Annotated in this window: 22 protein-coding genes and 1 pseudogene; 21 read left to right on the forward strand and 2 right to left on the reverse strand. The window is 33.1% G+C overall.

Features of this window, described 5'->3' with window-relative positions:
• The 5 genes from M663_RS0113085 to bcp all read left to right on the forward strand — a co-directional run bounded on the left by M663_RS0113085 (position 1) and on the right by bcp (position 3,904).
• Positions 1-612 (forward strand): phosphoribosylanthranilate isomerase, encoded by a 612-nt coding sequence (locus tag M663_RS0113085; RefSeq protein WP_029689238.1) that lies wholly within the window; start codon positions 1-3, stop codon positions 610-612.
• Positions 609-1,784 (forward strand): tryptophan synthase subunit beta, encoded by a 1,176-nt coding sequence (trpB, locus tag M663_RS0113090; RefSeq protein ID WP_029689239.1) that lies wholly within the window; start codon positions 609-611, stop codon positions 1,782-1,784. The genes M663_RS0113085 and trpB overlap by 4 nt, the downstream gene beginning before the upstream one ends.
• Positions 1,781-2,569, forward strand: coding sequence for a tryptophan synthase subunit alpha (trpA, locus tag M663_RS0113095; RefSeq protein ID WP_029689240.1), 789 nt, complete (start codon positions 1,781-1,783; stop codon positions 2,567-2,569). The genes trpB and trpA overlap by 4 nt, the downstream gene beginning before the upstream one ends.
• Positions 2,570-2,579: 10 nt before the next feature.
• A complete protein-coding gene (gene aroF / locus M663_RS0113100) occupies positions 2,580-3,362 on the forward strand; it encodes a 3-deoxy-7-phosphoheptulonate synthase (protein ID WP_273702743.1) in 783 nt (260 codons plus the stop codon).
• Between the two features lie 80 nt (positions 3,363-3,442).
• Positions 3,443-3,904, forward strand: coding sequence for a thioredoxin-dependent thiol peroxidase (bcp, locus tag M663_RS0113105; RefSeq protein ID WP_029689242.1), 462 nt, complete (start codon positions 3,443-3,445; stop codon positions 3,902-3,904).
• A 31-nt stretch (positions 3,905-3,935) separates the two neighbouring features.
• Here the strand turns inward: bcp and M663_RS0113110 are convergent, their stop codons facing one another.
• Positions 3,936-5,117, reverse strand: coding sequence for a PLP-dependent aspartate aminotransferase family protein (locus M663_RS0113110; protein WP_029689243.1), 1,182 nt, complete (start codon positions 5,115-5,117; stop codon positions 3,936-3,938).
• 220 nt (positions 5,118-5,337) lie between these two features.
• Between M663_RS0113110 and M663_RS0113115 the strand changes: the two genes are divergently transcribed.
• Together M663_RS0113115 and M663_RS0113120 are read left to right on the forward strand one after the other, a co-directional pair.
• On the forward strand, positions 5,338-5,649 hold the full coding sequence (locus M663_RS0113115; protein ID WP_029689244.1) for a DUF5665 domain-containing protein: 312 nt from the start codon (positions 5,338-5,340) through the stop codon (positions 5,647-5,649).
• A 15-nt stretch (positions 5,650-5,664) separates the two neighbouring features.
• Positions 5,665-6,285 carry a TraR/DksA C4-type zinc finger protein gene (locus M663_RS0113120; RefSeq protein WP_029689245.1) on the forward strand — a complete coding sequence of 207 codons (621 nt, stop codon included), beginning with the start codon at positions 5,665-5,667 and terminating at the stop codon, positions 6,283-6,285.
• 23 nt (positions 6,286-6,308) lie between these two features.
• Here the strand turns inward: M663_RS0113120 and M663_RS0113125 are convergent, their stop codons facing one another.
• The gene (locus M663_RS0113125; RefSeq protein WP_029689246.1) at positions 6,309-6,725 is read right to left on the reverse strand and encodes a secondary thiamine-phosphate synthase enzyme YjbQ; all 417 of its coding nucleotides are present in this window, start codon (positions 6,723-6,725) and stop codon (positions 6,309-6,311) included.
• A gap of 163 nt (positions 6,726-6,888) precedes the next feature.
• On the opposite strand from M663_RS0113125, the gene M663_RS0113130 reads away from it, so the two are divergent.
• The 14 genes and pseudogenes from M663_RS0113130 (at position 6,889) to M663_RS15720 (ending at position 19,944) form a co-directional block, all read left to right on the forward strand.
• Positions 6,889-9,492 carry a sigma-54-dependent transcriptional regulator gene (locus M663_RS0113130; RefSeq protein WP_273702744.1) on the forward strand — a complete coding sequence of 868 codons (2,604 nt, stop codon included), beginning with the start codon at positions 6,889-6,891 and terminating at the stop codon, positions 9,490-9,492.
• A 182-nt stretch (positions 9,493-9,674) separates the two neighbouring features.
• On the forward strand, positions 9,675-10,085 hold the full coding sequence (locus M663_RS0113135) for a PTS sugar transporter subunit IIA (protein ID WP_029689248.1): 411 nt from the start codon (positions 9,675-9,677) through the stop codon (positions 10,083-10,085).
• Positions 10,086-10,128: 43 nt separating this feature from the next.
• Positions 10,129-10,623 (forward strand): PTS sugar transporter subunit IIB, encoded by a 495-nt coding sequence (locus M663_RS0113140; protein WP_029689249.1) that lies wholly within the window; start codon positions 10,129-10,131, stop codon positions 10,621-10,623.
• Positions 10,624-10,629: 6 nt separating this feature from the next.
• Positions 10,630-11,385, forward strand: a complete 756-nt coding sequence (locus M663_RS0113145; RefSeq protein WP_029689250.1) for a PTS sugar transporter subunit IIC — start codon at positions 10,630-10,632, stop codon at positions 11,383-11,385.
• Positions 11,378-12,193 (forward strand): PTS system mannose/fructose/sorbose family transporter subunit IID, encoded by an 816-nt coding sequence (locus M663_RS0113150; protein WP_029689251.1) that lies wholly within the window; start codon positions 11,378-11,380, stop codon positions 12,191-12,193. The genes M663_RS0113145 and M663_RS0113150 overlap by 8 nt, the downstream gene beginning before the upstream one ends.
• Positions 12,194-12,243: 50 nt before the next feature.
• On the forward strand, positions 12,244-13,050 hold the full coding sequence (locus M663_RS0113155) for a BtpA/SgcQ family protein (protein ID WP_029689252.1): 807 nt from the start codon (positions 12,244-12,246) through the stop codon (positions 13,048-13,050).
• Positions 13,051-13,236: 186 nt separating this feature from the next.
• Entirely contained in the window at positions 13,237-13,422 is a 186-nt protein-coding gene (locus M663_RS0113160; protein ID WP_029689253.1) for a PspC domain-containing protein, read from the forward strand.
• Between the two features lie 367 nt (positions 13,423-13,789).
• Complete coding sequence (locus M663_RS0113170) at positions 13,790-15,466, forward strand: SWIM zinc finger family protein (protein ID WP_029689254.1); 1,677 nt, start codon at positions 13,790-13,792, stop codon at positions 15,464-15,466.
• A gap of 59 nt (positions 15,467-15,525) precedes the next feature.
• Positions 15,526-15,780, forward strand: coding sequence for a hypothetical protein (locus tag M663_RS0113175; protein ID WP_029689255.1), 255 nt, complete (start codon positions 15,526-15,528; stop codon positions 15,778-15,780).
• A gap of 142 nt (positions 15,781-15,922) precedes the next feature.
• Positions 15,923-17,122, forward strand: coding sequence for an LCP family protein (locus M663_RS0113180; RefSeq protein WP_029689256.1), 1,200 nt, complete (start codon positions 15,923-15,925; stop codon positions 17,120-17,122).
• 109 nt (positions 17,123-17,231) lie between these two features.
• Positions 17,232-17,402, forward strand: a pseudogene (locus M663_RS15885) (MarR family transcriptional regulator); the annotation flags it as partial.
• A 303-nt stretch (positions 17,403-17,705) separates the two neighbouring features.
• The gene (gene fba / locus M663_RS0113190; protein WP_029689260.1) at positions 17,706-18,677 is read left to right on the forward strand and encodes a class II fructose-1,6-bisphosphate aldolase; all 972 of its coding nucleotides are present in this window, start codon (positions 17,706-17,708) and stop codon (positions 18,675-18,677) included.
• Positions 18,678-18,701: 24 nt separating this feature from the next.
• Positions 18,702-19,262 carry a 6-phosphofructokinase gene (locus tag M663_RS15715; RefSeq protein ID WP_273702745.1) on the forward strand — a complete coding sequence of 187 codons (561 nt, stop codon included), beginning with the start codon at positions 18,702-18,704 and terminating at the stop codon, positions 19,260-19,262.
• Entirely contained in the window at positions 19,192-19,944 is a 753-nt protein-coding gene (locus M663_RS15720) for a diphosphate--fructose-6-phosphate 1-phosphotransferase (RefSeq protein WP_273702746.1), read from the forward strand. The genes M663_RS15715 and M663_RS15720 overlap by 71 nt, the downstream gene beginning before the upstream one ends.
• Positions 19,945-20,540: the final 596 nt, after the last annotated feature.

Below are 20,540 nucleotides of genomic sequence, written 5' to 3' on the forward strand. Positions count from 1 at the left end.
TTGGTAAAAGTAAAAATTTGCGGACTGAGAAGAAAAGAGGATATTGAATATGCCAATGAGCTAAAACCTGATTATGTAGGATTTGTCTTTGCAAAAAGCAAAAGACAAGTAGAGGTAGAACAGGCTTTATACCTCATAAGACTTCTTGATAAAGAGATCAAAACAGTGGGAGTTTTTGTAAATGAACCAGTGGAAAATGCATTAAAGATAGCTCAAACACTAAATCTCGATGTTTTACAGTTTCACGGTGATGAAACACAGGATTATATAGATAATTTTAAAAATTTCACAGTGTGGAAGGCAATACGCATAAAAGACAAAGAAGATTTGGAAAAAACAAAAGAATTTAAAGTAAATAGTTTTGTATTTGATACTTTGACAAAAAACGAATACGGTGGTACAGGAAAAACATTTAATTGGGAAGTTTTGAAGGGGATTGAATTGAATGTTCCAATAATTTTGGCAGGAGGGCTAAATGAAAACAATGTGGAGGAAGCTATAAAAATAGTAAATCCATATGCTGTTGACGTCTCCAGTAGCGTTGAGACAGAAGGTTATAAAGATTTTAAAAAAATGAAATCATTTATTGAAAAAGTGAGGGGTATTCGATGAATGGAAGATTTGGACGTTTTGGAGGCCAGTATGTGCCAGAGACTGTGATGAATGCGCTTATAGAATTAGAGAGGGAATTTGAAAAAGCTAAACAGGATAAAGATTTCATGGAAGAATATAGGTATTACTTGAGGGAATATTCAGGAAGGCCTACACCTTTGTATTATGCTGAGAATCTTACTAAAAAGCTGGGTGGGGCAAAGATTTATCTAAAGAGGGAAGACCTAAACCACACAGGAGCCCATAAAATAAACAACGTATTGGGACAGATTTTATTGGCAAAACGGATGAATAAAAAGAGAGTTATAGCTGAGACAGGGGCAGGACAGCATGGAGTGGCAACTGCTACAGCTGCTGCAATGTTTGGAATGGAATGCGAAATATTCATGGGAGAAGAAGATATAAAAAGGCAATCTTTAAATGTCTTTAGAATGAAACTTTTAGGTGCAAAAGTAACACCAGTAAAATCAGGGACGGGAACCTTAAAAGATGCAGTAAATGAAGCAATAAGGGATTGGGTGACGAATATAAACGATACCTTTTATGTGATGGGTTCTGTTGTTGGGCCTCATCCTTATCCTACTATGGTGAGAGATTTTCAAAGAGTAATAGGGGATGAGGCAAAAGAGCAAATACTTCAAAAAGAAGGAAGACTTCCTGATTATGTGATTGCTTGTGTTGGCGGAGGCAGCAATGCCATGGGAATTTTCTATCCCTTTATTGAAGATAAAGAGGTAAAATTGATAGGCGTGGAAGCTGCAGGTGAAGGGATTGAGACAGGGAAACATGCAGCTACAATGGCGAAAGGCTCTGTAGGAGTATTGCACGGCATGATGACTTATCTTTTACAGGATGAAGAGGGGAGAATAATGCCAGTATACTCTATATCTGCAGGACTGGATTACCCAGGTGTAGGTCCAGAACATGCCTTTTTAAAAGAAAGTAATAGAGCTCAATATGTATATGCGACAGACGAAGAAGCATTGGCGGCTTTTATGGATTTATCTCAAACAGAAGGGATAATACCAGCTTTGGAAAGTGCTCACGCTTTGGCATATGCTATGAAACTGGCTCCAAATTTAAGTGAGGACAATATTATCATTGTAAATTTGTCAGGCAGAGGAGATAAAGACGTAAATACAGTTGCAAAAGTATTGGGGGTGGAGTTATGAATAGGATTGACAAAAAGTTTGAAGCCTTAAAAGGAGAAGGGCACAAAGCTTTAATAACCTTTATAACAGCGGGAGACCCGGATATAGAGACGACTTATGATATAGTCTTGGCTTTGGAAGAAGCAGGATCTGATATAATAGAACTGGGAATACCTTATTCTGATCCCTTAGCTGATGGACCTACAATACAGGCTTCTTCACAAAGAGCTTTAAATAAAGGTGTAAAAATACCTGATATAATGAAAATAGTAGAAAAAATAAGGTTAAAAAGTGATATCCCTCTGGTTTACCTTGTCTACTATAACTCTATATTCAAATATGGCATACAAAAATTTTTAAAAGAGTCAAAAGATGTAGGGATAGATGGGCTTATCATACCAGACTTGCCTATTGAAGAAAGAAAAGATATTTTAGAAGAAGCAGATAAATACGATATTTATTTAATACCTTTAGTTGCTCCCACATCAAAAGAAAGAATAAAATTAATTACTGAAAATGGCAAAGGATTTGTATATTGCGTTTCAATTACAGGTGTGACAGGTGCGAGGGAGGATATTGAAACTGACATTGAAGAATATATGAAGACAGTCTCTCAATACACCAATATGCCAAAGGCGATAGGGTTTGGCATATCTACTCCGGAGATGGCGAAAAAATTAAAAGATTTTAGTGATGGAATTATTGTAGGGAGTGCCCTTGTAGAAAGAATTGCTAAAGGGTATAATAAATCTGAAATGCTGCAGGAAGTTAAGAGTTTTGTATCCAGCTTAAAAGAAGTTTTATGAAGGTGATAAAATGGACCTTAAAATAATTGGCGACAAAAATAACAAAATATCAATAAAAATTGGGAATATAACTATGGGTAAAGACAAACTTATAATAGCAGGACCCTGCGCTGTTGAGAATGAAGAAATGCTTGTAAAAACAGCAGAAAAAGTTAAAAGCTGGGGCGCAAATGCTTTAAGAGGAGGAGCTTATAAGCCCCGCACCTCTCCTTATTCTTTTCAAGGTTTAGGGATTGATGGACTTAAAATGCTAAGAAATGTAGGCGATATGTTTAATTTGCCTGTTGTAACTGAAGTTTTGGATGTAAGGGATGTTGAAATTGTTGAAAGATATGCTGATGTTTTTCAAATAGGTTCAAGAAATATGCAGAATTTTTCGCTTCTCAAAGAGGTAGGAAAAACCAAAAAGCCTGTTTTATTAAAAAGGGGATTTTCAGCTACCTATGAGGAGTGGCTTTATGCAGCGGAATATATTGCTATTGAAGGAGACACCAACATCATCATGTGTGAAAGAGGTATAAGGACTTTTGAAACTTATACTCGAAATACTTTAGATATAGCCGCTATTCCAGTAATTCATGAGCTTTCAAATTTGCCTATTATTGCAGATGTAAGCCATGGTACAGGAAAGAGAAGCTTAATTATACCAATGGCGAAGGCTGCAATAGCTGCTGGCGCAGATGGAATAATGGTGGAAGTTCACCCTGAGCCCAATAAAGCTTTATCTGATGGAGAGCAGTCCCTTGATTTTTCCCAATTTGAAGAATTGATGAGAGAGATAAAAAGCTATTGAATTTTTTAAAGAGAATAGATATAATTTAGATAAAGAATAATAATTATCTAAAGAAAATAATTTTAGAAAGTAGGGATAGCATGGTAGAGCTAAATAAAAAAGCTCCTGACTTTACTTTAAATACTCATGATGGAAAACAAGTTTCCCTTTCAGATTTTTTAGGTAAAAAGGTTGTTTTATACTTTTATCCAAAAGATAACACTCCAGGTTGTACAAAAGAAGCTGTTTCTTTTAGGGACAACATAAAGTCAATAGAAGAAAAAAATGCTGTTGTAATAGGTATAAGTTTAGATGATGAAACTTCTCATAAAAAGTTTATTGAAAAATTCAATCTTCCTTTTATTCTTCTAAGTGACAAAGATGCGAATGTGTCTACAGAATATGGGGTATACAAAGAAAAAAACATGTATGGCAAAAAGAAAATGGGAATAGAAAGGTCAACTTTTATCATTGACTCTGAAGGAATTGTTAGGGAAATATTTAGAAGAGTAAAAGTAGATGGACACGTTGAAGAGGTATTAAAGGCGCTAGATGAAATATAAAAAAGTTTAGGGAAAGCCCTAAACTTTTTTCTTATATCTTGTCAAGAGCTTGTTTAAAGTCTTTTATAATATCTTCTATCTCCTCTATTCCAACAGAAACTCTTATAAGCCCTTCTGAAATTCCTAACGCGTTTAATTCTTCCTTGCTGAGAGACCTATGGGAAGTGGATTTTGGATGAGTTATCATGGTTTGTACTCCTGCCAGTGAAGGAGCAAATTTCACCAGTTTCAGCTCTTGCATAAACTTATCTACTTCAGGTTCTCCACCTTCTATTTCAAAACTTAACATACCTCCAAACTCATCTTTAAACAACTTCTTTGAAATACTGTAATCAGGGTGAGAGGGAAGTCCAGGATAATACACTTTTTTGACTTTTGGATGGCTTTCTAAGAATTTAGCCAATTCCATTGCATTTTTACAGTGTTCTCTCATTCTTAAGAATAAAGTTTTTGCTCCTCTTAAAGTCAGCCATGCGTCAAAGGGGCTCATTGAACCGCCGAAGTTTTGTGTGATTCTTTTTGTGTGGGAGATAAATTCTTTATTACCTGCTATAAGTCCGGCGATGACATCACTGTGGCCGTTAATGTATTTTGTTGCGCTGTGTATTACAGCATAGGCTCCTAATTCAATTGGTTTTATCAAATAAGGGGTTGTAAAAGTATTGTCAACAATCAATTTTATATTGTGCTTTTTTGCAATATTTGCAACTTCCACAACGTCAAAAACTCTTATTAGAGGATTTGTCATGATTTCCATGTATATCACTTTAGTGTTTTGTTTTATAGCTTTTTCAACAGCTTCCAAATCGGAGAAATCTACTAAAGTTACATCAATATTAAGTCTTTTAAATTCTGCATTAAAAAGACTGTTTGTACCACCGTAAATATCTTTTGCGGCGATTATGTGGTCTCCTGAATTTACTTCTGCCAACAAAGCTGAAGAAATTGCCGCCATTCCGGATGAACAAGATTGTCCTGCTTCCGCGCCTTCTAAACTGGCAATTAATTCTTCCACTGCTGTTTGATTAGGATTTCCAAGTCTTGTGTACATATACCTTGAAGGATTACCACCAAGATAATCGTAAACTTCTTCCAACCTGTCAAAAGTGAAAACAGAAGTTTGATAGATAGGAAGAGTTTTTGGCATTGGAGGAATTTCTTTATCTATGTAGTTTCCAGTATGTACTACTTTTGTTTTAAAACTTAAATCCATTTTATCAACTCCCACAATTTGTACTTTAAATTAATGATAATATGTGCAAAATTAAAAGTCAACAACGCTTCACTTGAATTATATTTTGAGGTAAACTATTATTAAATACAAGATTGATTGCATATTTTTTTTAATGAATAAATAAACGTTTATAAAGGCTTTATTTTACAGTAATAAAGAAAACGATACTGGAAAAATTAAATGTAAGGAGGAAAAAGTCTTGAATAAAGACGAATATAAAAACAATAATAATATTATGTTAACTGTAATAAAAAAGCAGTTGGACCAAATGTCAGAGATGATGGAGAAGATGAAAATTGCTGATTACGTCGAGCTTATGCAAAGCCCTTATAGGCTTTTGTGGTTAAACTTTATAGGCGGGGTAGCAAGAGGTTTTGGAATAGCAGTAGGCTTTACAATACTTGGTGCGATAGTTCTTTATATACTTCAAAAATTGGTGGTATTAAATTTACCTCTAATTGGCAGTATCATAGCTGACATAGTTAAGATTGTAAATCAAAAGTTATATTAAATAGGAGTTGGTATGATGGATAGTGAAAAGCTGGAACATTTTAGACAATTACTATTAAAAGAAAAGGAAAAGGTCTTAAGCACAATAAATCAAATGAATTACAATGATGGCATTGGTGGAATTGCACAGAGAGAGTATTATCAAGAACTTTCTCTGTTGGATAATCATCCGGCAGATTTTGCTTCTGAAGTTTATGAAGTAGAGAAAAATTATGCTCTTAAAGACAACGAAAAACATATTTTAAGGCAAATAGAAGAGGCTTTTAAGAGGATGGAAATGGGTACTTACGGGATATGTACTCACTGCCATAAGCCCATTGAAGAAGAACGATTAGAAGCCCTTCCTTATGCTGCTCTTTGTGCAGAATGCGCTAAAAATAATGATTTGAAATTAAAAGATTTAAGGAATTCAAGGCCTAATGAAGAGAGAATGATAAAATACCCCTTTGGATGGGGGTATAAGGATTTAAAAGGAGAAATTCAATTTGATGCAGAGGATTCTTACCAAGAGGTTGCACGATTTAATAAGACAAAAAGCGGTTTGGATAATTATGATGATGACTATGATGATGAAAATGCTGGTTATGTAGAGGAAACTGACAAGATAAGCAATGAAGATTATAAAAGGACTTTGTAAATCTCCGGGAAACTGGAGATTTTTTATTCACCTATAATTTTGACCAACACTCTCTTTTTCCTTCTTCCGTCAAATTCACCGTAAAAGATTTGTTCCCATGGACCAAAATCTAATTTTCCATCTGTTATAGCTACTACAACTTCTCGACCCATTATTGTACGCTTTAAATGAGCGTCTGCATTATCTTCATAAGTATTATGATAATATTGGTCATAGGGTTTTTCGGGGGCTAATTTTTCCAAGAAATTTTCAAAGTCTTTATGTAAGCCTGGTTCATCGTCATTTATAAAAACACTTGAGGTAATGTGCATTGCATTACATAAAAGAAGCCCTTCCTTGATTCCGCTTTCCCTAACGCATTCCTCTATAAGAGGTGTAATGTTTATAAATTCTCTTCTCTTTTTTGTTTCAAACCACAACTCTTTTCTATAACTCTTCACGGGGATACCTCCTTTGTGGTGGCTTTTTTATTTTATTTATATTTTATCATTTTTTTAATATTTTTACGAAAAAATTATTTTGGAAGAAGGAATTTTTATAGTTTGTAGAGAAATACTTTATTAAAGTAATTGGATAATTAAATAAATCTGTTACCTAAGGTAGGTGATAACTATTTTTGACGATTCAAGCAGGAAAAATAAAATTTATCAAAAATTAAAAGAATTAACTATAAGCCTGCAATTTAAAGATGGCATTAATAAAATTGGTTTTGAAGCAGAATATATTGGGAGATTAGTAGGAATTGATAGAGCTAATACAAGCAGAGAGTTAAATAAATTGGTGAAAGAGAAAAAATCGATTAAAATTAAGGGCAAACCAGTTTTATATCTAGATAGAAAATCATTAGAAGAAAAGTGGGGTTGCCGTATTGAAAATTCTGTCTTTGGAAGTCGTGAAGAATTTATTTCTTTATTAAAAGAAAGTAAATTATTTTGTAGAAATGAAGAGTCTCAAAAAAATACAAGTAGCAATATATTTTTAAATACTGCATTAGATAATATGATAGGAGCTCATGAAAGCTTAAAAGAGCAAATAGAAAAAGCTAAAGCGGCAATACTTTATCCTCCTAATGGGCTTCATACTTTGATAATTGGACCAACAGGTGCAGGAAAGACTACTTTTGCAGAGGCAATGTATAAATCTGCAATACAACTTGGAATTTTTCCGGATGATGCACCTTTGGTTATATTTAATTGCGCAGATTATGCTGATAATCCTCAATTATTGCTCTCTCAATTGTTTGGCTATGTAAAAGGTGCTTTTACTGGTGCAGTTGCTGAGAAAAAAGGAATTATTGATGAAGCAGATGGAGGAGTTTTATTTTTAGATGAAGTACATCGTTTGCCAGCAGAAGGACAAGAAATGTTATTTACTTTAATTGATAAAGGAATTTATAGGAGAATGGGAGAATCAACTACGACGAGAAAAGCAAAAGTATTGATAATTGCAGCTACTACGGAAGACCCAAGGTCTGTATTGTTATCTACTTTTTTAAGAAGGGTTCCTGTCCTCATTCAGCTTCCCAGTCTTGAAAGTAGAACTTTAAAGGAAAGATTTACTTTTATCAGCCAGTTTTTTTGGGAAGAATCACGACGGATTAAGATTCCCATTAAAGTATCTAAAGAAGTGATAAAAGCGCTACTTTTATATGAATGTCTTGGTAATATAGGGCAGTTAAAAAGCGATATCCAACTTATATGCGCGAAAGCTTTTTTGGAATATATGGTTTCTAAAAAAGAAATGGTTGAGGTAAAATTATCAACTTTAGCTCAAAATATTCAAGAGGGTTTATTTAAAATCAAAGAGAGAAGGAATGAGTTATCTCTTTTAGAAGTTAACCTTCATGAAGACGTCATATTTGAGGGAAATAAAGAATTTATCGATGTGAAAGATACATTTCTTATGGATAATTACAAGACGAGAGATGATTTTTATGAAATTATAATTAATAATTGGGGAAAATACGAAAAAGAAGGATTAACCATCCAAGAGATTAGAGAAAAAATAGGAAAAGAAATTAATGAATATTTTGAGAAATTTTTGCATTCTATTGAAGATAAAAATGAAACGGTAAACCGTGAAGTGTTATTGAAATTTGTCAGTCCAAATATTTTAGAAGCTGTTGAATATGCTATATCTGGTATAAGCGAAAAACTTGAAAATTTAATAACTCCAAAAGTTGTTTATGCTATCGCATTGCACGTTTCTACTCTTTTAGAAAGAATAAAAATGGGAAGGGTTATTTCTTATCCTTCTCAAAAAAATATTACTCAAGAATTTCAATTTGAATATAATATTGCAAAAAAGGTCAAAGAAAAATTAGAGGAAAAATTATATGTAAGAATGCCTGAAAGTGAAATTGTATTTTTAACTATGTTTTTCCATGCATTAAGAATAGGCAAAAAATGCGAAACTATAGGTGTATTAGTTATTGCTCATGGCGATAGTGCTGCTACTACAATGGCAAATGTAGCTAATACCCTTTTAGGGGTAGACCATGCGAAAGCGATTGATATGCCATTAAAAGAAAAAGTTGAGGTCGTGCTAGATAAGGCTGTTAAAATTGCAAGAGAAATAGATACAGGTAAAGGTGTATTACTACTGGTAGATATGGGTTCTCTAGTAACTTTTGGTGAAATAATTACGCAAAAAACAGGGATCCCAACAAAAACTATAGAAATGGTAAGTACCCCTTTGGTTATCGAAGCAACACGAAAAGCTTTAATGCCAAATATGAACCTGGATAAATTAGTAGCGGAAGTTACAACTTTAAGCCTTGCTTTGACCAAAGACAAAGACTTGAAGATAGACATGTCAGAGTTTGATTTAAATGTTCCTTTTTTCAAGAAAAACTTAATAAATGTTCTTGATAAAACGTTAACCTTTTTAAATCCGTACAAAGCCTATGAAGTCTTAGAAAAAGTATTAAATGAGATATTGTTAGACATCAATGGAAATTATGATGATGAAATTTTGGTAAAGTTTTTATTTCATTGTTCTTGCATGATTGAAAGAGTGATACAAGACCAAAGTTTACCTTATGAAGATTTGGATTTTTTAAAGAAAACTCATCATAAGCTTTTTTTGGTTATTAAAAAGCATTTTGAAGTAGTAGAAGAAGTTTTTGGAATAAATATTCCCGATTCAGAGCTAGCATATGTAGTTGAAATAATTAGCACACATTTTAACACACTTTTAGTTAAATGATGGCACATGTAAACTAATACAAAACACATATGTATTTTTTGCTAGCGATACTCTGTAAAACCAGTAGTATCGCCCTTTTTACTTTTTAAGGTTGAACATAGATAACTGGCATGAGATTTGCTTTTATTTAGAAAGGAAAATTTAATATAATAATCGACTAATAACAAAGAAAGGATGATCTGATGGTTGGAATATTAATTGTAGCCCACGGAGCTTTAGGAAAAGAACTTTTGAATAGTGCTGAACTGATAGTTGGGAAGCAACAGAATGTAATGTCACTAGGACTTTTTTATGGAGACAATATTGAATATTTGCGTGAGAATAGTTTGAAAGCTATAAAAGAATTGGATGAGGGAGAAGGAGTGTTAGTATTTGTGGATTTGTATGGAGGCAGTCCTTCAAATGCAATGGCTCTGAATTTAAAAGTTTTAATGAATTCAAAAGTAGAGTGTATTACAGGAGTAAATTTGCCTATGTTACTAGAAGCATTGACTAATAGAAGTATGCCATTGGAGGAACTGAAAAAACATTGTATGGAAATAGGTCATGCAAGTATTAAGGATTTGATATATGAGTTTAAATTAGAGAGATGAAATAAACAGATATTCCGCATTGTGTAAGGAGATGAGATAAATTATGATTTTTGTGAGGATTGATGATAGGTTAATACATGGACAAGTGGTAACTGCTTGGGTTAAGCATTTAGATATAAGTAAAATCATTATTGTTGATGATGATGTCTATAAAGATGATTTTTTAAAAAAAGTTCTTTATATGGTTTCTCCTCCAGGAATTAAATTGGAGATTTTTTCTGCAGTAATGTTTCAAAATGTGAATCAGACAGAAATAAAGGATGAACATACAATGATTCTCATTAAAACTCCTCAGGTTGCAAAATTTATTTATGATAAAGTTATAAAATTTAAAGAACTTAATATAGGGGGGATGGGAGCAAAACCGGGTAGAAAAGTATTATACAGAAATGTTTCTATTAGTCCTGAAGAGTTAGAAATATTAAAAGAACTTGTAGAAGAGGGGGTGAAAGTATATTACCAAGCTGTTCCTTCTGATAAACCCATAGATATTCGTGAGATAGATTTATACAAAAAAATAATAAATAGAAAGGAGTAAATGGTAATGTTAATTAAAGCTATTTTAATTGGATTAATAACATGGTTATCAGGTGGATTGCTTTCTTTAACATTAAGCTGGTCACTTTATATGGCTGCTCCATTAATGGGCGGATTAATAGTAGGGGCAATTTTAGGAGATGTGACTTATGGTGTAAAAGTAGGAGCTGCAATTCAAATGGCGTATATTGGATATATAGTTGCAGGGGGAGCATTACCAGCTGATTTAGCATTGGCAGGTTATCTCGCTGTAGCATTAACGATGTTAGCAAAAGCACCACCTGAAATGGGAGTTACTTTCGCAGTTACACTAGGCTTTTTAGGTCTCCTAGTTAGAACAGGAAAAATGACTTTAAATTCTATTTGGGTACATCAGGCGGATAAATATGCAGAAGATGGTAATACAAAAGGGATTATTTTGATGAATATAGTAGCTTCTCAAATTATTCCTTTTTTAGGCTATTTTGTTCCTACTTTTTTAGCAGTATATCTTGGAGCCGATTATCTTAAAAATTTAATGAATGTTCTTCCGCAATTTCTTATCACAGGTTTAAAAGTAGTTGGAACTTTATTACCTGCTTTAGGGCTTGCCATTTTACTTAAATATATAGGTAGGAATACGTTGTTACCTTTTATGTTTATTGGATTTATCTTAGTAGCATATTTGAAATTAGATTTGATTGCTGTAACAATTATAGCGGCAAGTATTGCAATATTACACGTTTTATATGTTTATAAACAAGGAGGGACAGAAAATGGATAATAATAAAAAGTTATCAAAAACTGATTTGTTAAAAAGTTTTTTCTGCTGGCATATGTTTGCGCAAAGTTGTTATAATTTTGAACGTTTTCAAGCACTAGGCTTTGTACATTCAATGATACCAATAGTATCAAAATTATACCATACAAAAGAAGAAATTTCACAAGCACTAAAACGACACCTAACATTTTTTAATACAGAAGCAAATTTTGGTTCAATGATACCTGGAATGATAGCAGCATTAGAAGAAGAAAGAGCAAATGGGAATACAGATATAACAGATGAAACTATCAACAGTTTAAAAACAGGTTTAATGGGACCTTTTGCTGGAATTGGAGATACTATAACACAAGGTTTGGTAAAAACGGTATTTTTGGCTGTAACAGTAGATATTGCAGCAAAAGGTAATGTTTTTGGACCAATATTATTTTTTATTCTGTTTACCACATACGTCGTAGGTGTAGGTTATTTTATGTATTTTCAAGGATATAAATGGGGAAAAAATGCTTTAAATAAAATAACAGGAACTAATGTAATGCAGAAAATTACAGAGGGTATGAATGTGCTAGGTCTTACTGTTTTAGGGGCATTGGTTGCTGCAATGGTAAATATTAAGACTCCATTAGTTTTTAAAATCCAACAAACAACTATCGAAGTACAACAATTGTTAGACAAAATAGTACCTAATTTGTTAAGCCTTATGACGGTTTTTATTTTGTGGTATTTATTAAAGAAAAATAAATCGGTGGTTTCTTTGATACTTTGGATATTCATAATAGGGATAATAGCAGCTTATTTTAAAATATTATAAAGTGTATGTTTTTGAATAAAAGCAAATAATAAGAGATAGGAGGATAAAGTGTGAAAAAGATACAAGAAATTTTTAACAAAGAAAAACCTATAATTGGAATGGTACATTTGTTACCACTTATTGGAACACCATATTATAATAACAAATACACTCCTTCAATAATAGAAGATAAGGCATTAGAAGAAGCTGAAAAATTAAAAATTGCTGGTTTTGATGCTATTCTTTTTGCAAATGAAGGTGATAGACCATATGAACACCAGGTAGGCCCCGAAATTGTATCCTTATATTCTAGAGTAGCTTACTCTGTTACGCGAGAAATAAAATTGCCTTTTGGAGTAGGAGTATTGATGGACCCCAAAGCAACTCTTGCACTAGGTAAAACTTTAGAAGCTAATTTTGTTAGAATGTATGTGTCAGGAGTATTTGCAGGTACTTTTGGATTTCAGTATCTTGATCCTGGGGAAATAATGAGATATAGAAGAAAAATTGAGGCCATGGATTTACCAATATTCTGTAATGTTACTCCTCATGCTGCAACAACTCTTGATACACGAACAATTGAAGAAATTGTAGATAGTATAGTATTAATGATAAATCCAGAAGTTATTTTGATACCAGGACCACGGGCAGGATTGCCACCTAAATTAGAAACAGTCTCCAGTTTGAAAGAACATTTTCCTGATCAAAATATTATTGTAAGTAGTGGAGTGAGTATTGAGAACGTAAAAGAAATTTTGAAAATCAGTGACGGTGTAATTGTAGGAACAAGTATAAAAAAAGATGAAGTTCTTTGGAACCCTATTGATCTCGAACGAGCAAAGCGGTTTATAGATGTAGTTAAAAATGCAATTAGTTAATTTTAAATTTAAAATTTAAAAATATATGGCTAAGAAAGTTTTAAGTTAAAAAAGTTATATTTAAAATTAAAGGATAGGATAGAAATTTTTAATTCTATCCTTTAATTTTATTAAAAAATTCTAAAATTCTGATATAATATAGATGTAGCTTTTAATAATGAAATATAAAATTAAGGAGTGTAAAATATGCAAAAAAGGCTTTATCGTTCAAAAGAAAATAGGATGTTAGGTGGAGTTTGCGGAGGAATAGCAGAATATTTTAATGTAGACCCTACAATTGTGAGGTTAATTTGGGCTTTTGCAGCAATAGTATGGGGGAGTGGAATTTTAGCGTACATAATTGGTTGGATTGTAATTCCTGAAAGTCCATAACTTTTTAATAGATAAAATATTTCAATAAAAATACCAACTTATAGGAATACCTTTCCCTATAAATTCCACCAGCCACAAGTTCACGCTGTACTTTGATTTTATTAAGTCTGAGAGCAGTACAAAAAATAGAATTGCTTTTGCTTTTAAGTTAATATATCATAAGAATAGACCCACTCTATAAGTGATCTACTTCCGAGCATTTTTATTTTCTCCAATCCTCCCAAGGTGAATTTTGCTGGGAGTGGGTCAATTGTACATTATTAACCACATAATAAAAGTACAAAAAATTACTTATATAGCAATTGGTGGGGGTTGGATAATAATACTAAATGTTGTCTTTTTGAGAAAGAGTGGTGAGAAAGTATAAATGACTATATATGATTTTGAAGACTATATCGATGAAATAATTTTACATAGAGGTTACGATTACTATGTTGGAGGAAACATAATAGACCTTTATAATCCCGGAAAAAATGAATATATTTTTAAAATTCAAGGTAGTGATGACTATGAGGTTATGATAAGACTAGATGACAATGGGGAAATTCTCTATTCAGAATGTAATTGCCCATATGATTATGGTCCTATTTGTAAACATCAGGTAGCAGCTTTTTATAAACTGGTGGAGATTTTTAGCAGTCAAAATGAAGCTTCAAATGTACAAAAAAGAGCTAAAGAACGTCAAGATATAAAAGAAGTATTAGACAATCTTTCAAAGGAAGAGTTAATAGATATCATAATGGATTTAATAGGAGACGATGAAACTTTAAAAAATAGGCTCGTCTTAAGATATTCAAAGGTTGACAGTAAACAGGAACTTATAAGGTGCAGAAAACTAATAAATTCTATTGTTAGGAAATATAAGGGCAGAGATGGTTTTATTTCTTATGATGAAACATATGATTTTGCAAGTGAAATGGGAGATTTATTGTGGAAAGCCAGAGATACTGAGGATATATTTTTAGCATTAGATATTGCATTTTTAGTACTTGAAGAAGCAATACAGGCTTTTGAATACGCAGATGATTCGAGTGGAAGTATAGATTTGTTGGTATCAGACGCCATAGAAGTTATAGGAGACATAGTATTCCGGAGCGAAAACCTAGATATAAATTTAAAAAAGGAAATATTTAATAGGTTATTGACATTAAGTGAAAGTAAAATTTTTGATGGATGGGAAAGTTATAGAATTGATATACTTTGGCTTTGTGCTGACTTTGTTGACATAGAGGAACTGAGAGATAAACTGGTATCGAAAATAGAATATCTTGTAAGTAATTGGTCTACCGAAAATCGCTATGGAAAATATATTACTGAAAAATTACTTCAAATTCTTTATGTGATAAAAGAGAGATATGGGAGTAGAGAAGAAGCAGAACAATTCGTACAAGAACATCTTGAATTTGACTTTTTTAAAGAAGTGTTTATTCAAAAGAGTTTTAGAGAAAAAGAGTATGAGAAAGTCATAGAGTTAGCTTTAAAGTGGGAGGAACAAGACAGGCAATATCCTGGTTTAGCATCAAAATGGAAAAAAATGAGATATGAAGCCTATAGAAAGCTTTCATTAAAAGAAGAACAAATGAAATTGGCAAAAGAGCTTTTGTTTGATGGAAATTTTGAATACTATCGAGAACTAAAGGAATTAATTACTGGCGATAGAGCAGAGTTTTACAATAATTTAAAACAAGAATTAAAAAGCTTCGAGGGATGGCATGGGAAAGATATTTATCTTAAGGTCATATTAGAAGAAAATGACTTGGATGAGCTTATGGAGTTTGTAAAAGAAAATCCAACAAGAATAGAAGAATATGCAGATAAGCTAAAAGATAAGTTTAAAGATGAAGTTATTGAAGTATACAAAAAATATATAAAACTTGCTGCAAGCTCTTCATCAAATAGAAAAGACTATCAAAAAGTATGTGGAATACTTAAAAGATATAAAAAAATAGCAGGAGAGCAAAGTCAAAAAGAAATTATAAATGAGCTAATGAGGTTATATAAAAAAAGACCAGCATTTATTGATGAACTTAGCAAAATTAAGTAAGACAGGGTTAAAGAAACTTTTTATTAAAATATAGGGAAAATATAAAAGGGGTATTATTTATGGGGAGAACTAAACAGAAAGTAAGATATAAACTTAATAGTGGTGGGATTAAGAGCTTAAGTGATGAAGAAATTAAGGTTATACTCCGCGCGACAGATGACCTGATTGGAACAGGTGGACGCAGTATGCTGGCAAAGATAAGAAAAATTTATAATATTGGCACTATTTTTACCTGTCTTGTTTTAAAGACACTGAAAGTAATATTATCGGTCTCGGTGTCTTTATTTTTTTTATTTATTATGAAAGTTTTTTAAAAAAAGATGTAATGCCTTTCGAATTTTCTATATAACAATAACATCACATTAATTGACATTATTAAAACAAAGTGATATACCAGTAGATATATAATATGTGATAGACTAAATGAGCATAATAAGATATTTAGGAGGGAAAAATATGAAACTGTTTAAAATATTCTCCTTTCTTTTGGTGGGAGTTATAATTTCTACAGGAATAGCAGCTCTTATATTTTACAGAAATATACATGTATCTGCTGTTCAAAATGGAAACCCTTCTTCAAATGTTTCTTCTAAAAACAAATCTCTTACTCAGAAAAATATCGTTGTTATAGGAAGCGATGAAAACAACTTATCTGATACCTTATTTATAGTAAACTACAATCCTGAAAATAAAAGTATAAATATCTTGTCGATTCCAAGAGATACTTATTATCATCGTCCAGGCTATAACGCTCCTGGTGATAAAAAAATAAACGCTGCCTTTTCTGAAGAAGGAATAGAAGGAACAAAAAAAGCTATAGAAAACCTGCTTGGTATAAAAATAGATAATTATATAATTTTAAATTATGAAGGCTTTAAAAAAGTGATAGATATAGTTGGAGGAGTAGAAATATATGTTCCTTTTGATATGAAATATGACGATAACAGTGCTGATCCTCCTCTTCATATAGACTTAAAAAAAGGATGGCAAGTATTAAATGGGGAAAAAGCAATGGAATTTGTGAGATATAGATATGGTTATCCTGATGCTGACCTTGGGAGGATAAGAGCACAGCACCAATTTCTTGAGGCTATATTCAAAAAATTGACACAACCTTCTATTCTGCCCAAACTTCCTTCGTTGGCTATTACCATAACTAAATATGTAAAGACAGATTTGACTGCATCAGAAATAACAGAGTACAGTTACCAATTTATAAAAAATAAACCTTTTACTGTAAATACTTTTACACTGCCCGGTGAACCAGGGTATAAAGATGGTGTTAGTTATTTCTTTGCAGACTCTACTAAAATTCCTGAGATGGTGGCAAAGTTTTTAGGTAAGAAGAACTTACTATCCAATACATCTACTGGAGAAGAAAATAAAAATATAAGAGTGGAAATATTAAATGGGACAAATATAGAGGGACTAGCTTCAAAATACGCGGAAATATTGAAAAGACAAGGATTTGATGTAATAAGAATAGGAAATGTTATAGGAACTACATTTTTCTCATCCCACGTATATGCCAGAACTAATGAAGAAAAAGCTAAAAAAGTAGCAAATGCCCTTTCTATACTTTCCGTAGAAAAAGACATTTCTCACGACTCACCTGTAGATGTGACGGTGATATTAGGGAAGGACAAATCAAAGTAAAAATAAGAGTAATAGAAAACTATAAAACTGGTTTCATTTGGGAATTACATGATTTACTTCTATGTCGATAATCCTACTTTTTATCTCTTTTCCATTGACTTTTTGGGAGAGATTTTGGGTTATGAATAAATTGTCTGCTGATAATCCAATAACCATGAAAGAATTGCAAAGGAGGCTACTGCTAGCTCCCGGTACCCTGACAGGACTTGTTGACAATCTTGTAAGTGATGGGCTCGTTGAAAGATGGCGCGATGAAACTGACAGAAGACTTGTTTACCTTTTTTATCATTTACATTTGAGACCCCGCTGTATAAATGAATCAAGTCATATACTCATACTCAATGAAAAAGAATTTTTGAGTATATAATAAATAATAATAGGGAAAAGGGAAAAGTTAAATCCTGTTATAAGATTGATAAAAGGGGTGGTAAATCCCTAAAATTCACTCAGAAGAAGGTTACTTAAAATTTTATTCTTGAAAGTTATGTACTTTTACAATGAAATAGTTTAAAATGAAATTAATAACTCAACCGGTATTTTTATTCACCATGCTCAACAAATTACCAAAGATGGGGAGATTTAAATGCCATTGGTTACCACTAAGGAAATGTTTAAAAAAGCTTATGAGGGCAAATTCGCCATAGGAGCCTTCAACATCAACAACATGGAGATTATACAGGGCATAATCGAAGCAGCAAAAGAAGAGCAGGCACCAGTGATACTTCAGGTTTCTCCTGGGGCTAGAAAATACGCAAAGCACATCTATTTGGTCAAACTCGTAGAAGCTGCTGTTCAGGAAGCTGCGGACATACCAATAGCCTTACATCTTGACCACGGTGAAGACTTTGAAATCTGCAAGGAGTGCATAGACGGTGGATTTACCTCTGTTATGATTGACGGTTCCAAGCTTCCTTTTGAAGAAAACGTTAAGCTTACAAAAAGAGTGGTAGATTACGCACATGAAAGAGGTGTAGTTGTGGAAGGCGAACTTGGAACCTTAGCCGGAATTGAAGACAATGTGAAAGTAAAAGAGCATGAAGCTATTTTGACTCACCCTGACCAGGCAGCAGAATTCGTAGAGCGAACCGGGATTGATTCGCTGGCAGTAGCTATTGGAACCAGTCATGGCGCCTATAAATTCAAAGGCGATCCCAAACTGGATTTTGAAAGATTACAGGAGATAGTAAAAAGATTTCCAGAAGGATTCCCTATAGTTCTTCACGGCGCTTCCACGGTAATTCCAGAATTTGTTGAAATATGCAATAAGTACGGCGGAAATATTGCTGGAGCTAAAGGTGTTCCTGAAGACATTCTAAGAAATGCTGCTACTATGGGCGTATTGAAGATTAACATAGATACAGACTTAAGGCTTGCCATGACCGCAGCCATAAGAAAACACCTGGCGGAACATCCTGAAAATTTTGACCCGAGGCAGTACTTAAAAGAAGGAAGGGAAGCCATAAAGAACATAGTAAAACATAAGATGAAAAATGTCCTGGGGTGCAGCAATTGGGCACCAGCTATTTTAGAAGAAATAAATAAAAGTAAAAAGTAGGAAATTATAGTAGGGGGTATGGCCATGTCTTCTAAAGTCAATTGCCTGGTAGCTCAGTCAGGAGGCCCTACAGCTGTCATAAATTCAAGCCTGTATGGGGTGATAATGGAAGCCTCAACCTTTTCTAAAATTAACAAAGTCTACGGCGGGATAAACGGCATAGAAGGTATTTTAAAAAAAAAGATAATTGACGTATTTGACATACCCTACGATAAAATAAACCAGATGAGGTTTACTCCTTCAGCAGTGCTGGGTTCTTGCAGATACAGGTTAAAGGATTACAGGGAAAATGATGAAGAGTACAAAAAATTATTTGAAATCTTCAAAGAGTACAATATAAAATACTTTTTCTATATCGGCGGAAACGATTCAATGGAAACCGTCCATAAAATTCACAGCTACGCAAAAGAAGTGGGATTTGAAATAAACGTCATCGGCATACCCAAGACGATAGATAGACAACGACCTTGTATTTACAGACCATTCTCCGGGTTTTGGCAGTGCAGCAAAGTTTATTGCAACTGTAACGTTAGAACTTGCGCTGGACGGAGAAGCATACGAGACAAAAACAATAAATGTACTTGAAGTGATGGGGAGAAACGCTGGATGGCTGGCTGCTTCTTCTGCCCTAGTAAAAGACCGACTCCCTAACTTAAGACATCTTATATATCTTCCTGAGGTACCTTTCAAAGAAGAAAAATTTCTGGAAGAAGTAAATAAAGCTTACAAAGAGTACGGCAACGTCTTTATCACCATTTCAGAAGGAATTAAAGATGAAAGTGGTAATTATGTTGAAGCAGGCTCTGGTTCCTACAAACAGGACAGTTTTGGACACACTCAGTTAGGCGGAGTTGGCGATTACCTGGAATACCTAATAAAACAAAAGATATATAAAAGGGTAAGAATGACAAGATTAGGTTTTACACAGAGAAGCGCTCTTCACTTTGCCTCCCAGGTGGACTTTGAAGAAGCAGAAAAAGTTGGCAGAAAAGCGGTGCAGTTTGCATTAAACGGTGAAAGCGGTAAAATGGTGGCTATCATAAGAGATAGCGACAATCCTTATACCACACACATCGAAGTGATAAACGCGGGAGAAGTATGCAACGAGGAAAAACTGCTGCCTTCATCCTGGATAACAGAGGACGGCACTTATGTAAAAGAGGAATTTTTCAACTACGCAAGGCCTTTAATACACGGTGAGGTAAAAATTCCGGTAGAGGGGCTGCCTCAATATATAAGCCTAAAACACCAATACAATCTATGGTAAAGTTGTATTAGGCTTTGTCTGGAGATAACAACAGGTGAAATTCCACCTGTTTTATTCTTCGTTTTTCTTTTTCCTTAAAATTTCGAGCAATCTCGTAAAATAATCAGGTAAAGGAGCTTCAAATTCCGTGTACAAAACTTAAATCGATAGGCTCTCGGAAGGAGTTATTTTTATATGTCAAAATATGTCGTCAAGCAAATGTATAAAACAGAATAATTGAAAGATAAACTATTTTACCTGCTAGCTGGCAGGTTTTTTTATCAACTTGTTATTGTCAATAAAAATTCCTTCCTTATGGGAAAGATTTTTCTCTATCTAAAATTAATCAACTATCATCAATGAGTTTTGATTTGCTCAATAGCTTGAGTGATTAGTATTTGATTAAGTACAGACTCTAAGAATTTGGCTAGCTTTTCATCTTTAGCTCTTAAAATGGCAAAATAAAATCAAATTTTACTAGATGCTAGATTAGAAAAAGAGAGTAAGGAAGGAGAGTAAGCAATATATATTAAGGAATAATGCCAAAAATTACTTAGCCTGCTTAACTATTAGTGCTTAAATAATGTGAATGGAAATTGATTTTATAATAAATACAA

The sequence above is a fragment of the Thermoanaerobacter sp. A7A genome (assembly GCF_000445185.1).
In the GTDB taxonomy this organism is placed as follows: Bacteria; Bacillota; Thermoanaerobacteria; order Thermoanaerobacterales; family Thermoanaerobacteraceae; genus Thermoanaerobacter.